Below are 20,023 nucleotides of genomic sequence, written 5' to 3'. Positions count from 1 at the left end.
ACGCGGCCCACCGGTCGCCCGTCGGCGGTGATCCGCCCGGAGGTACGTTGTCGCCGGTGGAGCGGGTAAGGAGGCCGACGTGATCACAGGGTTCGCGGTGACCGTCGCGATCTGCGCGGCGCTGGTCGCGGTGTGGAGTTTCGTCCAGGCGGCACGCAAGAAGCTGCCGGACAACGCGCTGCTCGCCGGCCTCGCCGTGCTCGAAGTCCTCCTGGTGGCCCAGCTCGTGATCGGGGTCGTCCTGCTGATCGGCGGCGGCCGCCCCGGCAGCATGGCCACCTATCTCGCGTACCTGATCGGCTGCCTGGTCGTGCTCCCGCTCGGGACCTTCTGGGCGCTGGCCGAGCGCACCCGGGCGAGCACCGCGATCCTCGGCATCGCCTGCCTCGCCATCCCGGTGATGGTGCTCCGGCTGCACGAGGTCTGGGCGGGCGCAAGTGCCTGAAGAAACCGAGGAGAAGACGGTGGACACCGCGACGGACAAGGCCTCCGGCCCGGGACGGATCCTGGTCGCCGTGTACGCGATCTTCGCGCTGGCGGCGACCTCACGCGCCGCCGTGCAGATCAGCACCAAATTCGGCGAAGCCCCGCTGGCGTACGCCCTCTCCGCGTTCGCGGCCGTCGTCTACCTGCTGGCCACCGTGGCGCTGGCCCGCCGCGGCGCGGGCTGGTGGCGGATCGCGCTGATCGCCTGCGGCGTCGAGCTGGCCGGCGTGCTGACCGTCGGCACGTTCAGCCTCTTCGACCGCGAGGCCTTCCCGCACGCCACCGTGTGGTCGGTGTACGGGCAGGGCTACCTCTTCATCCCGCTGGTGCTTCCGGTGATCGGGCTGTTCTGGCTGCGTCGGACGAAGCCCTGACGGAGGCCGCTCACTTCTCGAAGCAGCCCTTTTCGTTGAGCGGTCCGAACGTGGGCAGGACCAGCCCGCACAGGTAGCCGTCGATCCAGCGGCCGTTGCCAGCGACGTTGGTGAGCACCCGGATCGCCGGCGCGAACGCGGCGATCCCCTTGGCCAGCGAATCCTGATTGCGCTGGAGCATCGACGTCAGCCGGTCGAGCTGTTCGAGCACCGGGCCCAGTTGCCCGTCGTTGTCGGCGATGATGCCGTCGAGCGCGGTCGCGAGCCGTTTCGAGCCGTCGAGCAGGTCTTTGATCGCCTGCTGCCGGGTGGAGATCGCGCGCAGCAGCGCGTTGCCGTCCTCGATCAGCCGCTGGGCCTCGGTGTCGCGGTCGACGAGGGTCTGCGAAACCTGACGTGTGTTCGCGACGAGCGTCCGGAGCTGCCGGTCCCGGGAGGCGATGGTGCCGGAGAGCTTCGCGATGCCGTCGAGCGCGGAGCGGACGTCGGCAGGCGTATCGGCGAAAGTCGCGGAAATCGTGTCGAAGCTTTTCGCCAATTGACCGACGTCGATGGCGTCGACGGTTTTCGACAAATCCCGAAACGCTTCAAGGACGTCGTATGGCGCGGTGGTCCGCCGCAGCGGGATCGGTTCTCCGGGGTCAAGGATCGCTTCGCCGCGCGGGTCGAGCGCCAAGTACTTCTGCCCGAGGACGTTCTTGATCTGGATGGACGCGCTCGTGGCGTCGCCGACCCAAGCGTCCTTCACCCGGAAGGAGACGAGCACGCGATCGCCTTCGAGGTCGATCTCGGACACCTTGCCGACCTTCACCCCGGCGATCCGGACGTCGTTGTCGGCGCGCAGCCCGCCCGCGTCGGAGAATTCGGCGGAATACGTGGTGCCGCCGCCGATCACCGGCAGGGCATCCGCGTTGAGCGCCGCCGCCATCCCGAGGGCCATCGTGGTGAGCCCGGCGAGCGCCACCTTGACCGGATCCACCGCGCCGAAGGACCTCATCGTCTCACCTCGCAGGTCACGAGCGGCAAAGCTTAAGGGCCGCCCCTGCCCATCGCCAGGCGAAACGTTGCACCGATCGGGTGGCAACGTCTGTCCACTATGGACTCTAGCGCCAGAGCTCGTTCGCGGTCCCCCGCGCGACGTGCTCCTCGTAGACCTCGACCTTCCGGCTGATCAGTTCCAGGCAATCGGCCAGCTCGGCGATCCGGTCGCGGACGGTGTTCCGATGTTCCCGCAGCAGTTCGAGCCGCTTTTCCTCGTTTCCTGGCCCTTGGCGGACGAGTTCGGCGAATTCGCGGATGACGGCGAGCGGCATTCCGGACGCCCGGAACTTCGTGCAGTTCACCAGCCATTCGACGTCGTGTTCGGTGTACACGCGGCGCCCGGCCGCGTCCCGTTTCACCGGCGCCGCGAGCAGCCCTTCCTTCTCGTAGAAGCGAAGCGCGTGCACGCTGAGGCCCGTCCGCTCGGTGACCTGGCCGATCGCGAGTTCCGTCACCAGGCTGACGATAGCGCCTTGACCTAGAGGGCCCTCTAGCTCTTAGCGTCCGCCTCATGACCACCGCACAACACAAGATCGGTTCCGGTTTCGGCGCGCGCAGCACCGCAGAAGAAGTACTGAACGGCATCGACCTCTCCGGCAGGCTCGCCCTCGTCACCGGCGGCTATTCGGGGCTGGGCCTGGAAACCACCCGTGCGCTGGCGAACGCCGGCGCGCACGTGGTCGTTCCCGCGCGCCGTCCGGCCGACGCCGAGGCCGCCCTCGCCGGGATCCCCGGTACCGAGGTCGGCGAGCTCGACCTCGCCGATCTGGCGAGCGTCGACGCCTTCGCCCGCCGCTTCCTCGGCACCGGCCGCCCGATCGACATCCTGATCGCGAACGCCGGGATCATGGCCGCGCCGGAACGGCGCGTCGGCCCCGGCTGGGAGTCGCATTTCGCGATCTGCCATCTCGGCCACCACGCCCTGGTGAACCGCCTTTGGCCAGCGCTGAAGGACGGCGGCGGCGCCCGCGTCGTCACGGTGGCCTCGTCCGGCCATCACTCGTCACCGATGCGCTGGGACGACGTCCAGTTCGAGCGCGGTTACGACCGCTGGCTCGCCTACGGCCAGGCCAAGACGGCGAACGTGCTGTTCGCGGTGCACCTGGACAGGCTCGGCGCCGACCACGGGATCCGCGCGTTCAGCCTGCATCCGGGCGCCATCCTCACTCCCCTGCAGCGCCATCTGCGGCGGGAGGAGATGGTCGAACGCGGCTGGATCGACGAGCACGGGAACCAGGCCGACCCGGACTTCAAATCGCCGGAGCAGGGCGCGGCCACCCAGGTCTGGGCGGCGACGTCGCCGCAGCTCGAAGGGATGGGCGGGCTCTATTGCGAGGACTGCGACGTCGCCGAGATCGCCGCCGAAGAGGGCGAGTGGGTCGGCGTGCGCCCCTACGCGATCGACGCCGGTGAGGCCGAGCGGCTCTGGAAGTTCTCCGCCGGCCTCACCGGGGTCCCCCTCGGCTAGTTCCAGAACTTGATCTCGGGGTTCTCCGCCACCGGCCCGTCGAGCAGCGGCTGGTGCCCGCCGCGCAGGTTCGCGTCGAAGAACGCCGAGACATAAGCCCTGGTCAGCTGCATCCCGCGCTCACCACCGAGCAGACCGGGCTTGCTCAGTCCGAGCTGCTCACCCAGCACGCCGACGTCGGTGAAGGACGCGTGCCCGGCCGTTGCGACGCTGATCCAGCGCTTCCAGCCGGTGAGGTTCGGCCAGCTGCCCGCCCAGGTCGTGTCCGGGCCGGCCGGGGTGTACTCGCTTTCGCGCCCGAGCAGCAGGAACGGCCGGTCGATGCCGGACGCGGGGATCGGCGACCACAGCCTGCCGTCCATATCGACGCCCGCCCGGATCCGCCGGTCGTCGACCATCGCGGTCGGCGTGCTGTACCCGCCGATGGAATGCCCCGCCATCCCGATCCGCGTCCGGTCGATCAGCCAGGACCAGCGCGACGAAGGCCTGGTCAGGGTGTCGAGGACGAAGGAGGCGTCCGCCGAGCGGATCGGCGGGAGCAACGTGGATTCCGCCCCGCAGGCGACGCATTCGGTGACGTGCCCGTCGGGGAATGCGGTGCCGTGGGACTCGTAGTTGTGGCCGATCAGCGCGACCACGAAACCCTTGCTCGCCAGGTCTTCGGCCAGCCCGGTGAGCGTGGTGCGCGGTTTGCCGAAGCCCGGCGACAGGACCACGAGTGCGTGCCTGCCCGGCAGCGGCGGGGCGTCGACCCTGGCGCTGGTCCGGAGCCCGGAGAGCAGCGCGGGGTCGACGTCGGGAAGGCCCGATTCGGTCAGGAACGCCTTCGCCTCGGCCGAGGTGAGGTAGGGCCGTTTCTGGCCGAACGGCACCAGCGCGGGATAGAACATCGACACCATCAGCTCGCGCGGCCCGGTCGGCACCCAGGGGTCCTCGCGCGAAGAGTCGGTCAGATGCAGATCAGTGGAGCCGACGGGATGCGAACCGGTCGGCGGCGGCAACTTCAGCCGTGGAGCCGCCGCGGCCGGGCTCGCCAACGACACCATGCCGGCGAGGGCGATCAGTGCGACGAGAAGCCTTCTCATGAGGATTCCGTTTCTGTCGGGGATCTTCCTGGCGTCCAGCCTGAGACCCGATGCCGTATTCGCGCGTCTGCCGCAGGTCGTATCCCGATGTCTGCCGCGAGAGGGATCCGCGAGGCCCCGGCCCCGGATTACGCTCGGCTGGTGCTCTCCTTCCTCAGGAACCACCCGAAAGCCGTGGACATCGGGCTGACCGTGCTCATCGGACTGTCCACTGTGGTCTCGGCCGATGATCCGGAGGGCTTCGACTGGTGGCTGACCTCCTTGGTGGCGTTGGCTTCCCTGCTCGTCCGGCACCGCACTCCCGCGATCACCTTCGTGGCCGGTGCGACCGTCTCACTCCTGCATTTGGCCATGGGCAACGATCTCCGCCCGGTCGACGTCGTGGCGTTGATCGGCCTCTTCTCGGTCGCGGCTTGGGGTTCTCGACGGCTTTCGTTCGCGCTGCTGGCGGCGAGTCTGCTGGTCGCCGGCGCGTGGACGATCCACGCCGCCGACGCTAATACACGCGAACCGGATCCGATACCACCGCGGATCATCATCATCGATCGGCTGGCGCCTCCCGAGCCGAAGGACGACCAGGTGCAGGATTGGGGCGGTTTCGCCGGCATCGGGTTGTCGCTGGCGGTGGCGTGGCTCGCCGGGCTGAACACTCGGCAGCGCCGGATCCGCCTTTCGGTGCTGGAACAGCGGGCCGCCGACCTCGAACGCGAGCGGGACACCCAGGCCGCGCTGGCCGTGGCCGCCGAACGCGGCCGCATCAGCCGCGAGCTGCACGACGTCGTCGCGCACGCGCTTTCGGTGGTGGTGTTGCAGGCACAGGGCGCCCAAGCCGAACTGGAGCGGCGGCCGGAACGGACGCGGGAGGCACTGGACGCCATCGTCGGCACCGGGCGGACCGCGTTGGCCGAGATCCGGCGGCTGCTCGGCGCGCTCGGCCAGGACGAACCGGATTGGGAGCCCCGGCCCGGCGCCGAACGCCTGCCGCGGCTGGCGGCCGACATCCGTGCCGCGGGCACTCCGGTCGAGTTCCGGGTCGAAGGGGCACCGCGGCCACTTCCGTCCACAGTGGACCTCGCGGCGTACCGGATCGTGCAGGAGGCGCTGACGAACGTGCTGAAACACGCCGGCCGGGCGGCGTCGGTGACTATCGTGATGCGGTATGAGCCCGAGACGCTGGAGATCGAAGTGACCGACGACGGCACCGCGGCGGAAGAGCCGTCCGGCGCCGGGCACGGCCTCGAGGGCATGCGGGAACGGGTGAACGTCCTGGGCGGCACCTTCGACGCGGGACCGCTTCCCGAGCGCGGCTTCGCCGTCCGCGCGACCCTGCCGACATGACGATCCGGGTGGTCATCGCCGACGACCAGTCGCTCGTGCGCACCGGCCTGCGGATGATCCTGGACAACGCCGACGACATCGACGTGGTCGGCGAGGCGGGCGACGGCGCGGAGGCCGTCGCGCTGGTGGCGGACCTCGATCCGGACGTGGTGCTCATGGACATCCGGATGCCCGAGATGGACGGCGTCGAGGCCACCGCCGCGATCGCCGCGGCCCACCGGGCACGTGTCCTGGTGCTGACCACGTTCGACCTGGACGAATACGTCTACGCCGCGCTCCGGGCCGGGGCCAGCGGCTTCCTGCTCAAGGACGCGCTGGCGCCAGATCTGCTCGCCGGCGTCCGCGTGGTCGCCTCCGGCGAGGCCACCCTCGCGCCCACCGTCACCCGGCGGCTGCTCGACCGCGTCGTCACCGGTCTGCCCGCGGCGCCGCCGGACGACCGGCTCGCCCTGCTCACCGGGCGGGAAAACGAGGTGCTGCGGCAGCTGGCCCGGGGACTGTCGAACGCCGAGATCGCCGAGCTGCTGTTCCTCTCACCGGGGACGGTGAAGACGCACGTCGGCCGCATCCTCACGAAACTCGGCCTCCGCGACCGCGTCCAGGCGGTGGTGTTCGCCTACGAATCCGGGCTGATCAGCCGCTGACCGCGGCGGGCGTACGCCAGTGCTTGCCGCGGCGGGGCCGGCGGTGCTGGCCACGCCTGCCGAGGTCGCCGAGGGCGGCCGGCGGCCGGGCGGCGAACTCCTCGGCCGTGATGCCCATCCGCACCAGGTACTTGATCTCGCCGCGCACCACCTCGGTGTCGGCCAGCCTGCCCTCCTCGCGGAAGCCGAGGCCGCCGTGCAGCGAGAGCGACGCGAGGTTGCCGCCGTACACGCTGACCTCGCATTTGCGGAAGCCGCGCTGCCCGAACATATGCGCCAGCAGGACGGTGATGGCGTCCGTGGCGTAGCCGCAGCGCTGGTGACGCGGGGCGATCCCGATGCCGTAGCCGAACTTGCCGGTCGCCGGATCGGCGCCGATGGTGCAGACCGAGCCGACCAGCATCCGGCCGCGCACCGTCTCGATGCCGAAGTGGATGTCGTCGCCCGCGGACCCCGAACGGTGCGAAGCCCAATGCCGGTGCCCGCCGCCGATCAGCGGCGTCGCCTCGCGGGCCATGTCCCGGTCGAAGCCCATCAGGACGCGGCGGTCCCGGAGGCCGACCTCGCGCAACCGCACCTTCCGCCCGACCTGCTCGGGCTCCAGGGCGGAGCGGCTCACCGTGTCCGGCCGCACGTGTGCTCACGAACGATCACAAGCATGCCTCGACGATATCGGTAGCCGAAACGCCCGAAGGCCCCCACCCGGTACGGATGGAGGCCTTCGGCGTGAGAGAAAGTCAGATGGCGACGACGCGCTGGGCCTGCGGGCCCTTCTGACCTTGGCCGATTTCGAACTCGACGCGCTGACCCTCGTCCAGGGACTTGAAGCCGGTGCCCTGAATCTCGGAGTAGTGCACGAAAACGTCCGGTCCGCCGTCGTCCTGAGCGATGAAGCCGAAGCCCTTTTCGCCGTTGAACCACTTAACGCTGCCCTGAGCCATACTTTTTTACCTGCTCTTCATAGCGAGTCTGAGCCCATTCGATGCCCCGATCTCGCTGTCCATTGTCGCAGGTCTTGCCCGTTCGCACACGCTGCCGTCCCGAACCGGGTCATTTCCCCAGGTCAACATCGACCTTGGCGAGTCGGCCGGATCGTCGGACCGCCGGTTTCGACGTCGCCGGGAGCGGTGACGTCCACCCGCGTGGCGGCCGCCTGCCCACCGTCCGCCGCCCGAGGTCCTCCTCGCCGAGGTGCACCGCCGCGACGTGGAGGACCTGGTCGCCGCCGCTCCGCTGCTGCTCGCCGAGCGCGGGCCGCGGAAGCCGCGCCTGTCCACAGGGGCACTGCACGGCGACTGAATGTCCGATTGATGTCCATATGCGTAGTTTCAGGTGGGGGTCGTGAGTGAAAAAGAGGGTTAGAACGATCATTGCCACTCACGACCCCCGCGAAAGCGCCCAAATCAGACACTCTGGCGGGAGGTCGTGTCCCTTGTGGACAACCTGGCCAGCGTCAGGCCTCCTGAGCGCCCCGTCCCGCGCCACCTTCCGCCGGCACCTGAATTGCCACTCACGACGAGCACGGACGGCCGTTCAGAGTTCGCCCGCCCGCTCGTACAGCTTCCGCACGGGCTCGGTGAAGGCGGCACCGCTCAAGTCCGTGGTCACGCCGTCCTCGGTCATCGTCCCCCGGCTCGTGACACTGAAGATCGTGCCCTTGCCACTGGCGGGATCGAAGTTCCGCAGCCACGGGCCACCACTGGAGCCACCGGCCAGATCGCAATCGGTGTTCCACGTCGTGGTGACAGAGTTCGCCTCGCGCGTGGCGGGCCGGACGCAGGAGAACAACGCCTCGCCGCCCGCCGCCCGCGACACGGGATAGCCGAACATGGTCGTGTCCACAGTGGACGGTAGCTCCTCGAACGAGATGTCCTGGGTGCCCGCGACGTCCGCGACGTGACGGCCGCCGACCGGGTCCAGCGCGATCACCGCGTCGTCGTCCGACCCGCTCATCGGCCCCGCGTACGTACTGGACCAGGCGAAAGACCGTGCCGGGAAGACCCCGTGCGGTGCGGCGCCGCGGTCGTAGCCCGGGACGAACACGACGTTGACGATCTTGATCGGCCGGTCGAACCGGTCCAGTCCCCCGTTCACGCAGTGCCCGGCGGTGAACGCGACATCCTTACTGACACTGGGAACCACCGTCGCCGTGCAGGATCCGTCGACGCCGGGCTCGGCGGTGAAGAACAACCGTCCGACGCCCGGCGGGACCGGCCCCTCCCATGCGCGGCCGATCTTCTCCGCGGGCGGCAGATCCTCGTCGCCCACCCACTGCCGCATCCGCTCCGGCGTCCAGTGGGCCAGGGCCGCCGCCCGGTCGGCCTCGCTCACCACGGTGACGACCTGGTCGTCGGCCGTGGCCGGAGCGGCGACGGCCACCGTCGCGGCACCGAAGGCGGCCGACAGGGCGGCGATCCGGCGAACTGCGTGCTTCAAGTCCATACAAAATGGACGTTCCTGCCGCCGGGAAGGTTGTTCACTCACCCGTGCGTGTCGGGCTCCGAGCCGATCCGGTAGGACACGGGCCTGCCTTCTTCGTCCCGCACCTCGACCGGCTTGCCGTCGGCGTCCACGATTTTGCCGTCGACGATCTTGTCGCCGTTTTCGAGCCGGGAGAAGGCTTTCAGGTCGGAGTAGTCGATCACCCTGGTCGCCGTCGCGAACACCGACGGATCACTGCCCGCCTTGGCGGGCTTGAGGTGGTTGAACAACAGGTTCAGCAAGACGGCCGTGAGCGCGGCGGAGCTGATCCCCGAGTGGAAGATCGTGCCGACCCACGCCGGGAAGTGGTGATAGAACTCCGGCGCCGCGATCGGGATCATGCCCATCCCGACCGACGCCGCGACGATCACCAGGTTCATGTTCCCGTTGTAGTCCACTTTGGACAATGTCTTGATACCGGACGCGGCGACCGTGCCGAACAGCACGAGACCGGCACCGCCCAATACCGGGTACGGGATCGCCGCCACCACGCGGCCGAGCACCGGGAGCATGCCGAGGATCAGCAGGATCACGCCGCCCGCGGTCACCACGAACCGGCTCCTGATCCCGGTGATCGCGACGAGACCGACGTTCTGGGCGAACGCGCTCTGCATGAACCCGTTGAACACCGGCGCGATCGCCGAGGACGCCATGTCGGCGCGCAGCCCGTCGCCGATCCGGCGTTTGCCGACCCGCGTGTCGACGATCTCGCCGACCGCGAGGATGTCGGCCGTGGTCTCCGTGAGGGTCACCAGCACGACGATGAACATCGACACGATCGCGGCGACGTCGAAGGTCGGCATCCCGAAGGCGAACGGGGTCGGTACCGCGAAGATCGGGCCGTCCCAGACCTTGGAGAAATCGGCCTTGCCCAGCACGGCGGCCAGTACGGTGCCCACCACGATCGACAGGAGGATCGAGAGCCGGGAGATCGCCGGGATCGCGACCTTGCTGAGCAGCAGCACGATCGCCAGCGTCATCGCGGCCAGCCCGACGTTGGAGACCGAACCGAATTCCGGCGATTTGGTGTTGTTGCCCATCGCCCACTGGGCCGCGACCGGCATCAGGCTGAGCCCGATCACGGTGATGACCGTCCCGGTGACGACCGGCGGGAAGTACTTCACCAGCCGCGAGAACACCGGCGTGATGAGCAGGCCGAGCGCGGCGGAGGCGATCACCGAGCCGAAGACGGCGGGCAGTCCGCCGTCCGCGACGATCGCGGTCATCGTCGCCACACCCGCGAAGGAAGTGCCCTGGACCAGCGGCAGCCGGGAGCCGAAGAAGGGGATGCCGAACGACTGCAGGATCGTCGCCAGTCCGCCGATGAACAGGCACGACGCGACGAGCAGCCCGATTTCCGCCGTCGAAACGCCCGCGGCACCGCCGATGATCAGGGGCGGCGCGATGATCCCGCCGTACATCGTCAGGACGTGCTGGATGCCGTAAGTGAAACTCTTGCCGATCCCGAGCCGTTCGTCCTCGGGCCTGCCGCTCGCGGCCGTTTCGGCCTGCGTCCTCTTCACCATGGATCCGCCTCTCGGTAGAAGCGAGCGATGCCGGGCAATTTCAATCTGCGGAGGTTAACTTCCGCATGGCAGAACTCGCAAGACCTGCCCGTACGGGTCGACCTTCCGGCGCGCGGACAAAGATCCTTTCCCACACCGGGTTCCTGGGCGCGGCGATGGTAGAAATCGCCTGGCCCAGTCGGCGAGGATCCCGAGGCAGGAAGACGGCACATATGGCGAATCCGCTGGTCGCTGAACGCGAGGACTCCACCAAGGGGCACTCCGGCGTGCCGCTGCTGGAATCGGCGAACGACCTCAAAGAAGGCATCGAGAAGGGCGACTGGGCCGCCGTCGCGATGGGTGCCGTCGGGACGGCTCTCGACGCGCTGTCGATGGCCATGGATCCGTTCGGGTCGATCCTCGCCGCGGGCGTCGGCTGGCTGCTCGAACACGTCGGCCCGCTCTCCGACGCGCTCGACGCCCTGACCGGCGACGCCGACCAGATCAAGGCGCAGGCCGAAACCTGGACCAACATCGCCAAGGAACTCGGCGCCGTCGGCACGGAGCTGACCGACCTGGTCAAGGCCGACCTGCAGGCCTGGGCCGGAGACGCGGCGGACCGCTACCGCGAGCGCTCAGTAGACACCGTCAACGTCCTCATGGCCGCGCAGAAGGGCTGCGAAGGAGCGTCCAGCGGGGTCAAGACCGCGGGCGAGGTCGTCGCCGCCGTCCGCACCCTCGTCCGCGACATCATCGCCGAACTCGTCGGCCACCTCATCAGCTGGGCACTGCAGGTGCTGTTCACCCTCGGCATCGGGCTGACCTGGGTGGTGCCGCAGGTGGTGACCGCGGTCGCCAAGACCGCCGCGAAGATCGCCGACATCACCACCAAGCTCGTCAAGGCACTCAAGGGCCTGATGCCGCTGCTCAAGCGGGCCGACTCGCTCTTCGACGACGCGGCCAAGGCCCTGCGCAAGCTGCAGGGCGGGAAGGTCGACACCCCGCCGCCGCCCAAGACCAAGGGCGGCAACGAGCGCGGGCTCGACGAGGGCACCACCAGTTCGAGCGCCGGCGGTGGCAACAACGGTGGTGGTGGTGGTGGCGGCGGCAACTCCAACGACAGGAGCATCGACACCAAGAGCGACAACGATCAGACGAACAGCAGCGGCACCGGCGGCGGAGGCACCCGGGACCGGGGCGGCAGCACCGACACCACCAAGAAGGACGGCAACGACGACCGCTCGACGTCCTCGGATTCCAAGAACTACTGCGGCGACCCCGTCGACGTCGCGACCGGCGAGGTCGTCATGAAGCAGGTCGACGTCACGTTGCCCGGCGACGCGGCGGAGCTGGAGCTCTCCCGCACACATCTGTCGTCCTACACCGCGGGACGCTGGTTCGGTCCTTCTTGGACGTCCACAATGGACCAAAGGCTGGTGTTGGCGAGCGACCGCGTCCTGTTCTACGCCGAAGACGGCATGGTGCTCACCTATCCCGTTCCGACGGGTACGCCCGTGCTGCCGGCGCAGGGTCCGCGGCATCGGCTGCGCCGCGCGGCGGACGGCTATCGGCTGTCGATGGGCGATCGCGAACTGCGTTTCGCCGGTGCGGGCCGGATCCTGCCGCTCGTGGCGATCGAGCAGAACGGCGGACGGACCGAGTTCGCGTACGCGGCCGACGGCACGCCCGTGGGGCTCCGCCGTGACGACGGCGTCGAACTCGCGATCGGCACCGCGAACGGGCGGATCGTCGCACTCGGCGCTCCGGGGCAGTCGCCGCTCGTGCGTTTCGCCTACAACCGGCACGGCCAGCTGAGCACCGTCACGGACTACGCCGGCCGCCCGATGACACTCGACTACGACTTCAGGCACCGGCTCGTCGGCTGGAAGGACCGCACGGGAACCTGGTACCGCTACGTCTACGACGACGCCGGGCGCTGCGTCCGCGCCGTGGGCGCGAGTGGTTACTACAACGCGACGTTCGCCTACGAGCCCGGCACGACCAGGCACACCGACGCCGTCGGCCACACGTGGACGTACCGCCTCAACGACGCCAAGCAGCTGATCGAACGGATCGATCCGCTGGGCAACTCCCAGCGCTACCACTGGAACCGGCGCGACGAACTCCTGTCCACAGTGGACGAACTCGGCCGGGAGACCGGCTACGAGTACAACGAAGACGGCGAACTCGTGGCCGTCCACCGTCCCGGCGGGGACACAGTGTCGCTGGTGCACGCCGCGGGCGAAGTCAGGCTCTCGGCGGGAGACGCCCGGCGGACGGTTGCCGCGTTCGATCCGGCCACCACCCTCACCGGCACCGGGCTGCCGGTCGAGATCCCGGACGCGCCCGACCCGCTCACCGACGCCCCCGTGACGGATCGCCCCGGCGATCGCGACCTGTTCGGCCGCCCGCGGCTCGCGTACACGGCGTCCGGCGGCGCGGCGAAACTCGGCTGGACGGCCGACGGCCGGCGCGCGTGGCGGCTCGGCCCGGACGGCGGCCGCGAGACGTGGGTGCACGACGCGGAAGGCCACGTCGTCGAGCACCGTGACGCGACCGGTGCCGCGCGGCGCCGCAAGTACGGCCCGTTCGGCCTCGTCCTGGAGGAGACCGACGCGGCGGGCGCGCGCACGCTGTTCACCTACGACGGCGAACTACGGCTCACCTCGGTGACGAATCCGAACGGTCGCACCTGGCGCTATGTCCGCGACGCCGCGGGGAGGCTCGTCGAGGAGACCGACTACGACGGCCGCCGGACCGGCTACACCTACGACGCCGCGGGGCAGCTGCTCCGCATGACCAGCAGTACGGGCGACGCGACCGAGTACTTCTACGACCTCCAGGGCAACGTCGTGGCGCGGCGCACCCCGGACGACGTCACGCAGTACGAATACGACGCGCTCGGCAGGATGACCGTCGCCGAGAACGTCGAGTCGCGGGTCGAGATGGTGCACGACGGGGATCAGGTCGTCGTCGACACGATCAACGGGCTCGGGGTGTGCTGGCGGTACGACGGGGACGTGCTCGTCCGCCGGACTTCGTCCGGTGTGGACAGTGAGTGGCGGTTCACCGAATCGGGGCTGCCGCGGTCGCTGAAGATCGCCGGGCACGAGATCGAATTCGGCTACGACCACGCCGAACGCGAGATCACGCGCGGCGTCGACGGCACCTTGGTGCTGCGGCGGCGCTTCGACGCGGAAGACCGGCTCGCCGAAGAGGAGATCGCGGGCGTCGGGACACGCGTGTACGGCTACCGCCCGGACGGCAGGCTCGCCGCCGTCGACGACGCGATCCGGCCGTGGCGGCTCGGCTTCGACGCCGCGGGCCGGGTCAGCGAGGCGCGCGGCCCCGCGGGGGTCGAGCGGTTCACCCACGACGCGGCGGGCAACCTCACCCACGACGAGGGTGTCTACGACTCCGACGAGCGAGGACGCGTCACCGCCGACCGGTCCTGTGCCTACGAGTGGGACCATCTCGACCGGCTGCGCTCGGTGCGCACTCCCGACGGCGCGCTCTGGACGTATCACTACGACCCGCTCGGGCGGCGGTTCGCCAAACGCCGCTGGCTGATCGATCAGGACGGCGAGGCCGAGCTGACGCACGACGTCCGCTTCCTGTGGAGCGGGATGACCGTGGTCGAGCGCATGGACTACGACCCCGCCGACGAGTCCTACCGGCTCTTCACCTGGGAACGCTACGACGACGACCGTCCCGTCGTGCAGATCGAGCGCACCGGCGATGACGTGTCGTTCCGCGCCGTGATCACGTCGCCGGCGGGCACGCCGACCGAGATGCTCGACGAACGCGGCACGCTGGTCTGGCAGGACCGCAGCAGTCTCTGGGGTGTGCCGCTGCCCGGCGCGGACCCCGCGTCGATGCCGCTGGCCTTCCCCGGCCAGCACCGCGACGAGGAAACCGGGCTGCACTACAACGTTTTCCGCTACTACGACCCGCGGACGTCGCGCTACCTCAGCCAGGACCCGCTCGGCCTCGCGGCCGCGCCGAACCCCGTCGGCTACGTCGATCAACCGCTGCTCGTCGGCGACCCGCTGGGCCTCGCCGGCACCTGCGGCAAGAACGGGCCTGGCAGCCAGCCGCGGCCTCAGCCGGTCGGGCCCAGCGGGCAGCCCCAGCCGTTGCGGAGGAGCCCGCGGAAACCTCCCATCGACGTCGACAAGATGTCGAAGGAGGAGTTCGAGAAGTTCAAGCCGAAACTCGACGAGATCCTGAAGGCGGACAAGCACTTCTTCTGGTCCGGCGGTACCAAGAAACGCAAACGCGGCGAAGAGGACGAGTACCTCGGCTCGATCGAGGAGAAGGCCACCAAGATCGCGAAGCAGAACGGCGGCAACACCCTCGAGGGCACCCTCAAGGACAACAACATCAAGATGCCCGGGTGGATCAACGATCCCAACGACCCGAGGAGGCCGCTCGTCCAGGAGAAGTGGGACTACGTCTCCGAAACCTTCGCCAAGAACTCCAACAAGGACACACACGTGGTCTTCCCCTACTGGCCGGGTAAGGGACACGACGTCTATCCGCATCGCCGCGAGGACAACGTGTTCGACGTGACCGAGTACCCGAGGCTCGAGTCGATGGGAATCGACCACATCACCAAGCACAACGCGGAAACCGGGCACACGCGCCCGTACCGGCACACGAAGTGACGTTGCCCCTGGCCGGACGATTTGGTATACCAAAGGGAGCTTGTCGAGAAAGGTGCTCCCTTGTTGATCCGTGACGTCCGCCCCTGGGGTGGACAGCGCAGCGACGTCGAAGTGGCCGATGGCCGGATCACCGCGGTACGGCCGCACGATCCCGCCGCCGCGACGGCGCCGGACACCGTCGACGGGCGCGGGCGGCTGCTGTTCCCGTCCTTCAGCGACGTGCACGTCCACCTGGACTCGACGCGGATCGGCCTGCCGTTCCGGCCGCACACCGGCGCGCCGGGCGTGTGGGCGATGATGCTGAACGACCGCGAGAACTGGCGGAACGCCGAGGTCCCGCTGCCCGAACGCGTCGCCGGGACGCTGGAGCGGATGATCGCCAACGGCACCACCCGCGTGCGCACCTACGCGCAGGTGGACGTCGATTGCCGGCTCGAGAAGCTCGACGCCGTCCTCGCCGCGAAAGAGCGCTTCGCCAAGCACGCGGATGTCGAGATCATGGCGTTCCCGCAGGCCGGGATCCTGCGCGAACCCGGCACCGTGGACGTGCTGGAGGCGTCGCTGCGCTCGGGCGCCACGGTCGTCGGCGGGATCGACCCGTGCTCGCTGGACAAGGACCCCAAGGGGCATCTCGACGTCGTGTTCGGGCTCGCCGAGAAGTACGGCGTCGAGGTCGACATCCACCTGCACGAACCCGGACACCTCGGCGTGTTCTCCACCGATCTGGTGATCGAGCGGGTCCGCGCGCTGGACATGCGCGGCAAGGTCACCATGTCGCACGCGTACGAACTGGGCTCGATCTCGGAATCGGTGAGCCGTCGCCTGATCGACACGTTCGCGGAACTGGACATCGCGATGGCGACCGTCGCGCCGTCGACCGACGGCCAGCTGTCGCTCGCGGACCTCACGACCGCGGGCGTGCGCGTCGGCCTCGGAGAGGACGGACAGCGGGACTACTGGAGCCCGTACGGCAACTGCGACCTGCTCGACCGCACGTGGCAACTCGCCTTCACGAACGGCTTCCGCCGCGACGACCTGATCGAGATGGCGCTGGCCGTCGCCACGATGGGCGGCGCGTCGATCATGAGCCACGACGTGCCGCGGCTGGCGGGCATCGCCGACCGTCCGGGCGTGGCCGTCGGCGACCGCGCCGACCTTGTGCTGGTGGACGGCGAGACGCCGACGAGCGCGGTGATGGACCGCGGCAAGGACCGCACGGTGCTGCACGACGGCGTCGTCGTGGCGGACGGGCTTTCGGTGGTGGGTTATTGAGGCAAGGCAAACGTGTCGTGCTGTGAGCCCTGTCGCGCAGGTTCGGATCGACCAAGAGGTCTCCGAGTGTCCACAAGGGACATTCAAAGCCGATTGGCTAGCTGATTGATCCTGATATGTCCGGTTCCGAGGCGGGGTCGTGAGTGATAAAGAACGTTAGAACGGCCAATATCACTCACGACCCCCACATGAACACCCAAACCGGACACGCGAAGGCGACCTTGAGTCGTTACCCCTCAATAACGCGTTGGCGTCCGATCGCGGCCGCTGCTACCTTGCCGGAGGCCGTGCGAGCGAACGAGGAGGTGGTACCCGTGAACATCGAGACATGGGTGCTCCCCTCAGGGGTCACGGTCGGGCGATAGGTCGTCCGGGAGCGCCGTTTCACGAGCACTCCCGAAAGGCACGACCATGCACTTCACTTCCGAAAAGCACCTCGAAAACGGGGTCTTGGAGCGCGAATTCACCCTCGGCGAGATCCCCGGCATCCTGTGGACGCCGGAATCCGCGGCGCCGGTCCCGCTGATCCTGATGGGCCACCCCGGCGGGCTGGGCGGGATGCACCCGCGGCTCGTGGCCAGGGCCCTGGGTTGCGCGGCGGAGGGCTACGCCTCGGCCGCCATCGAACTCCCCGGAGCCGGTGACCGGCCGCGGTTCCCCGTCGTCGACGAGGCCCGCGCCGATCTGCGGCGCGTGCTGAAGGCCGGCGAGCCGGTCACCGACGACATCATCGACCGGCTCGTCCTCCCGCTGGTCGAAACGGCCGTCCCGGAATGGCGGACCACCCTCGACGCACTCCTCGCGCTGCCCGGGATCCGCGGCCCGGTCGGGCTTTCGGGCGGGGTGATCGCCATCGGCACCCGGCTGGCGGTGGTCGAACCACGCCTCGAAGCCGCCGTCCTGTTCGCCGGGAGCTATGTGCCGCGCAGCATCCTCGAAGAAGCCAGGCAGGTCACCATCCCGCTGCATGTCCTGCTGCAGTGGGACGACGAAGGAAACGACCGGCGGCAGGCGCTGGATCTGTTCGACGCCTTCGGTTCCAAGGAGAAGACGTTGAACGCCAACATGGGCGGGCACACGGGCGTCCCCTGGTTCGCGGGGGAAGCCGCGGGCCGGTTCCTCGCCCGGCACCTGAGGTGAGGTCCGGGGCCGCGGCGGGACGGGCCGTGCCGCCGCGGCCTCAGACCGTATCTTGAGCGGAACCGCGACGATCCGACCGGAGTGCGGAGTGGACGAACGAGCCCGAGACATCTTGTGCGGCTTGAGGACGAACCCGGCTTTGCCCGGTCACCTGCGCGCGCTCCTGCCCGCTCGGCCTGAGGCGACGCCACCGGACACGACCTGGCACGACGTCGATCCGGACGTCGCGCGGGCAGCCGATCCGGCCACACCTCCGGACGAGGTGCTCGCGTTGCCGGACCACGACAGCGCGCTGGTCCGGTGGACCCTCGCCGGTCGTCCGGACCTGCCCGGCGAGATCCACGAGCGGCTGGCCGCCGATCCCGTCCCCGGTGTCCGTGCGGATCTCGCCGCCAATCCCGCCGTGGTGTCGGCGCCGATCCTGCGCGGACTGGCGAACGACGAGCACGAGGACGTTCGGCGAAGCGTCGCGCACAATCCGTCCGTCCCGCTGGACGTCCTCACCCACTTGGCAGACTCGATCCGGATCGGGCCGAACCTGGTGCCTCGTGTCACGACGGCGACAGACGACGAACTGCGTCTTCTCGCGGCATCGCCGTCCGCACGGGTCCGCATGCTGGTCGCCGAGCGCACCGCGTTGCCCGCGGACGTCTTCGAACTGCTCGTGACGGACGACGACATCCGTGTCGCCAAAGGAATCGCGCCACACCCCGCGCTGTCGGCGGACCGGCTGTGGGCACTCGCCGAACGGCACGGGCCGAGCCTGTACCGCAGGCTCGCGACGAACCCCAACTGCGACCCGGACCTGCTGCATCACATGGCACGCAACGCCACCGCACGCCGGACCTACCGCGCGGTCGCCGAACACCCGAACACGCGCGGGGAAACCCTGCTGCTCTGCCTCGGGGACGATGTCGCGCGACGGTGGGCCGCGGCGCACCCGAACCTGCCGGCCGACGTCCTGATCGGACTCGTGGAAGACCCGGGGCTGGCCGGGTGCGCGGCCGCCAACCCGTCACTCCCGGTCGAAGTGATGGAGCGCCTGATCGTTGACATCGTCATGGTGGGGAAGCGATCTTCGGGCGAGTGAATGAAGCCGACGATGCTCATGGCGGCTGGCCGGACCGAGTCGCCCCCGAAACCGGCGGATCACGGGCCGGACGGGGCGCCGCCCGGCCCGTGCGTGCCGTCAGGCCAGGCGGACCTGGAACACGGCGACCCGGGCGTCATGCCCGTCCACGCGCATGTCCACGGTCTTGGTGTCGATGAACTGCTCCTGGACGACACCGTTGCCCGCCAGCCAGTTGATGCGGTCGATCCCGGTGCCGAAGCACCGGCGCTCCGATTCCAGGCTGGTGGCCTTGTAGTAGTTCGGGTTGTTGGTATCCGCGGTCCAGAAGACCAGGCGCCCGACGTTGTGGTGCGCGAGCACGCGACTGGCGTGGATCCTCTTGTGCTCGTTCCACTCGTCGCGCAGGTCGGCGCGCTGGTCGCCGTTGTACGCGTTCGCGATGTAGTGCGAGTTGATCAGCGCGAACTGGAGCGTCGGGTGGCTCTGGTGGCGCACCACGACCTCGTTGATCCAGCGCGGCGGGGTCACCCCGGTGATGCCGCCGTGTACATACGTGGTCTTCGAGCTCGCCACCTCCCACGGCTGCGGGATCGAGATCGGGATCCGGAACGACGTGTTGTGCCGCAGGAACGCGTTTTTGTACAGGGGCCCGAAGTAGTGGTCGATCATCGCGGGCTCACCGGTGTCGCCCTCGTTGATCTCCTGCCAGCCGACCAGAGGCCGCACCAGGGAGTCACAGTTGCGGACGGCGTCGATCGCGGCCTCGCGCGCCCCGAGGTTGTCGCGGCCGATGTTGGCGGTGACGATCGGCAGCCGGATCCATCCCGTCGCGGCGGAAGCCGTACCGGCACCGGCGACCATGGCGCCGAGCGCGGCACCACCACCGAGAGCGAGCGCCTTGCGTCTGTTGAGCATTCCGGACACAGCAGATTCCCTTCTCGCACTGTCACAACGGGACACAGCCCGTCAAAGTGTCACAGAATGCGGCGCGGTTGTGACCCCTTCTGGCCAAAACTGCCGCTTGCCAGGCAGTGCGGCGAAGCGTCAGGTTTCGACCATCCGCGGCAACGCTCCGGGCCTCGCTGTGGCTTCGCTTCACGGTCACGGCCAGGGTGTCGAGGTCCTCGTTCCGGCACCACATCGCCGCTTCCCCGGGGCCCAGCTCGGAGCGGGAGCCGAGACCGAACCGACCGGATTCGTCACCACACTCCCTGACCCGTTCGAACATGAGCAGCACGACATCACCGGCAACAGCGGAAGTCTGCGCAAGCGTTTCAAACCAACCGCCTCGTCCTCGACGACGCGGGCAGACGAGCCACAACAGCCCCCAACGAAAGGGAACGCCCCCGGGCCGAAGCACCCGCTCAACACCGAGCCCGGCCGAGATCACGCCGACGACCGCGAGATCCACAGACGAGAACATGCCCGCCGGCCGGCGGGCATGTCGAAG

General features: G+C 69.1%; 17 protein-coding genes. 9 read left to right on the top strand and 8 right to left on the bottom strand.

Features of this window, described 5'->3' with window-relative positions:
* Positions 1 to 79: 79 nt before the first annotated feature.
* Positions 80 to 445, top strand: coding sequence for a hypothetical protein (locus tag AVR91_RS23865; protein ID WP_016330826.1), 366 nt, complete (start codon positions 80 to 82; stop codon positions 443 to 445).
* Positions 438 to 860, top strand: a complete 423-nt coding sequence (locus tag AVR91_RS23860; RefSeq protein WP_172843542.1) for a hypothetical protein — start codon at positions 438 to 440, stop codon at positions 858 to 860. Before AVR91_RS23865 ends, AVR91_RS23860 begins: the two co-directional genes overlap by 8 nt.
* A 10-nt stretch (positions 861 to 870) precedes the next feature.
* On the opposite strand, the gene AVR91_RS23855 is transcribed toward AVR91_RS23860, so the two are convergent.
* Complete coding sequence (locus tag AVR91_RS23855; RefSeq protein WP_063277213.1) at positions 871 to 1,857, bottom strand: MCE family protein; 987 nt, start codon at positions 1,855 to 1,857, stop codon at positions 871 to 873.
* Between the two features lie 106 nt (positions 1,858 to 1,963).
* A complete protein-coding gene (locus AVR91_RS23850) occupies positions 1,964 to 2,356 on the bottom strand; it encodes a MerR family transcriptional regulator (RefSeq protein ID WP_063277214.1) in 393 nt (130 codons plus the stop codon).
* Positions 2,357 to 2,412: 56 nt separating this feature from the next.
* Here AVR91_RS23850 and AVR91_RS23845 point away from each other — a divergent pair, with 56 nt between their 5' ends.
* Positions 2,413 to 3,369, top strand: a complete 957-nt coding sequence (locus tag AVR91_RS23845) for an SDR family NAD(P)-dependent oxidoreductase (RefSeq protein WP_063277215.1) — start codon at positions 2,413 to 2,415, stop codon at positions 3,367 to 3,369.
* Here the strand turns inward: AVR91_RS23845 and AVR91_RS23840 are convergent.
* Positions 3,366 to 4,454: an alpha/beta hydrolase family protein gene (locus AVR91_RS23840; protein ID WP_063277216.1), complete on the bottom strand. Its 1,089-nt coding sequence runs from the start codon at positions 4,452 to 4,454 to the stop codon at positions 3,366 to 3,368. The genes AVR91_RS23845 and AVR91_RS23840 overlap by 4 nt on opposite strands.
* A 141-nt stretch (positions 4,455 to 4,595) precedes the next feature.
* On the opposite strand from AVR91_RS23840, the gene AVR91_RS23835 reads away from it, so the two are divergent.
* Together AVR91_RS23835 and AVR91_RS23830 are read left to right on the top strand one after the other, a co-directional pair.
* Positions 4,596 to 5,792 (top strand): sensor histidine kinase, encoded by a 1,197-nt coding sequence (locus tag AVR91_RS23835; protein WP_063277217.1) that lies wholly within the window; start codon positions 4,596 to 4,598, stop codon positions 5,790 to 5,792.
* A complete protein-coding gene (locus AVR91_RS23830) occupies positions 5,789 to 6,436 on the top strand; it encodes a response regulator (RefSeq protein WP_063277218.1) in 648 nt (215 codons plus the stop codon). Before AVR91_RS23835 ends, AVR91_RS23830 begins: the two co-directional genes overlap by 4 nt.
* Here the strand turns inward: AVR91_RS23830 and AVR91_RS23825 are convergent.
* The 4 genes from AVR91_RS23825 to AVR91_RS23810 form a co-directional block, all read right to left on the bottom strand.
* Complete coding sequence (locus AVR91_RS23825; RefSeq protein ID WP_063277219.1) at positions 6,426 to 7,070, bottom strand: GNAT family N-acetyltransferase; 645 nt, start codon at positions 7,068 to 7,070, stop codon at positions 6,426 to 6,428. The genes AVR91_RS23830 and AVR91_RS23825 overlap by 11 nt on opposite strands.
* 103 nt (positions 7,071 to 7,173) lie before the next feature.
* Entirely contained in the window at positions 7,174 to 7,377 is a 204-nt protein-coding gene (locus AVR91_RS23820) for a cold-shock protein (RefSeq protein ID WP_016330817.1), read from the bottom strand.
* Between the two features lie 592 nt (positions 7,378 to 7,969).
* Positions 7,970 to 8,878, bottom strand: coding sequence for a trypsin-like serine peptidase (locus tag AVR91_RS23815; protein ID WP_063277220.1), 909 nt, complete (start codon positions 8,876 to 8,878; stop codon positions 7,970 to 7,972).
* A gap of 38 nt (positions 8,879 to 8,916) precedes the next feature.
* Positions 8,917 to 10,443, bottom strand: coding sequence for a nucleobase:cation symporter-2 family protein (locus AVR91_RS23810; RefSeq protein WP_063277221.1), 1,527 nt, complete (start codon positions 10,441 to 10,443; stop codon positions 8,917 to 8,919).
* A 212-nt stretch (positions 10,444 to 10,655) separates the two neighbouring features.
* Between AVR91_RS23810 and AVR91_RS23805 the strand changes: the two genes are divergently transcribed.
* From AVR91_RS23805 to AVR91_RS23785, 4 genes are all read left to right on the top strand, one after another.
* Complete coding sequence (locus AVR91_RS23805) at positions 10,656 to 15,089, top strand: DUF6531 domain-containing protein (RefSeq protein WP_063277222.1); 4,434 nt, start codon at positions 10,656 to 10,658, stop codon at positions 15,087 to 15,089.
* Between the two features lie 60 nt (positions 15,090 to 15,149).
* Positions 15,150 to 16,361, top strand: a complete 1,212-nt coding sequence (locus tag AVR91_RS23800) for an amidohydrolase family protein (protein WP_063277223.1) — start codon at positions 15,150 to 15,152, stop codon at positions 16,359 to 16,361.
* A gap of 411 nt (positions 16,362 to 16,772) precedes the next feature.
* Positions 16,773 to 17,501, top strand: coding sequence for a dienelactone hydrolase family protein (locus AVR91_RS23790; protein WP_063277224.1), 729 nt, complete (start codon positions 16,773 to 16,775; stop codon positions 17,499 to 17,501).
* A gap of 121 nt (positions 17,502 to 17,622) precedes the next feature.
* Positions 17,623 to 18,591, top strand: coding sequence for a variant leucine-rich repeat-containing protein (locus AVR91_RS23785; protein WP_143254075.1), 969 nt, complete (start codon positions 17,623 to 17,625; stop codon positions 18,589 to 18,591).
* A 99-nt stretch (positions 18,592 to 18,690) separates the two neighbouring features.
* Here AVR91_RS23785 and AVR91_RS23780 read toward each other — a convergent pair whose 3' ends face one another.
* Positions 18,691 to 19,488, bottom strand: coding sequence for a hypothetical protein (locus AVR91_RS23780; RefSeq protein WP_063823227.1), 798 nt, complete (start codon positions 19,486 to 19,488; stop codon positions 18,691 to 18,693).
* Positions 19,489 to 20,023: the final 535 nt, after the last annotated feature.

Source organism: Amycolatopsis keratiniphila subsp. keratiniphila (assembly GCF_001620365.2).
GTDB classification, from domain to species: domain Bacteria; phylum Actinomycetota; class Actinomycetes; order Mycobacteriales; family Pseudonocardiaceae; genus Amycolatopsis; species Amycolatopsis keratiniphila.
The sequence above is the reverse complement of the archived record's forward strand: the minus strand, read 5'-3'. Positions and strand labels throughout refer to the sequence as shown.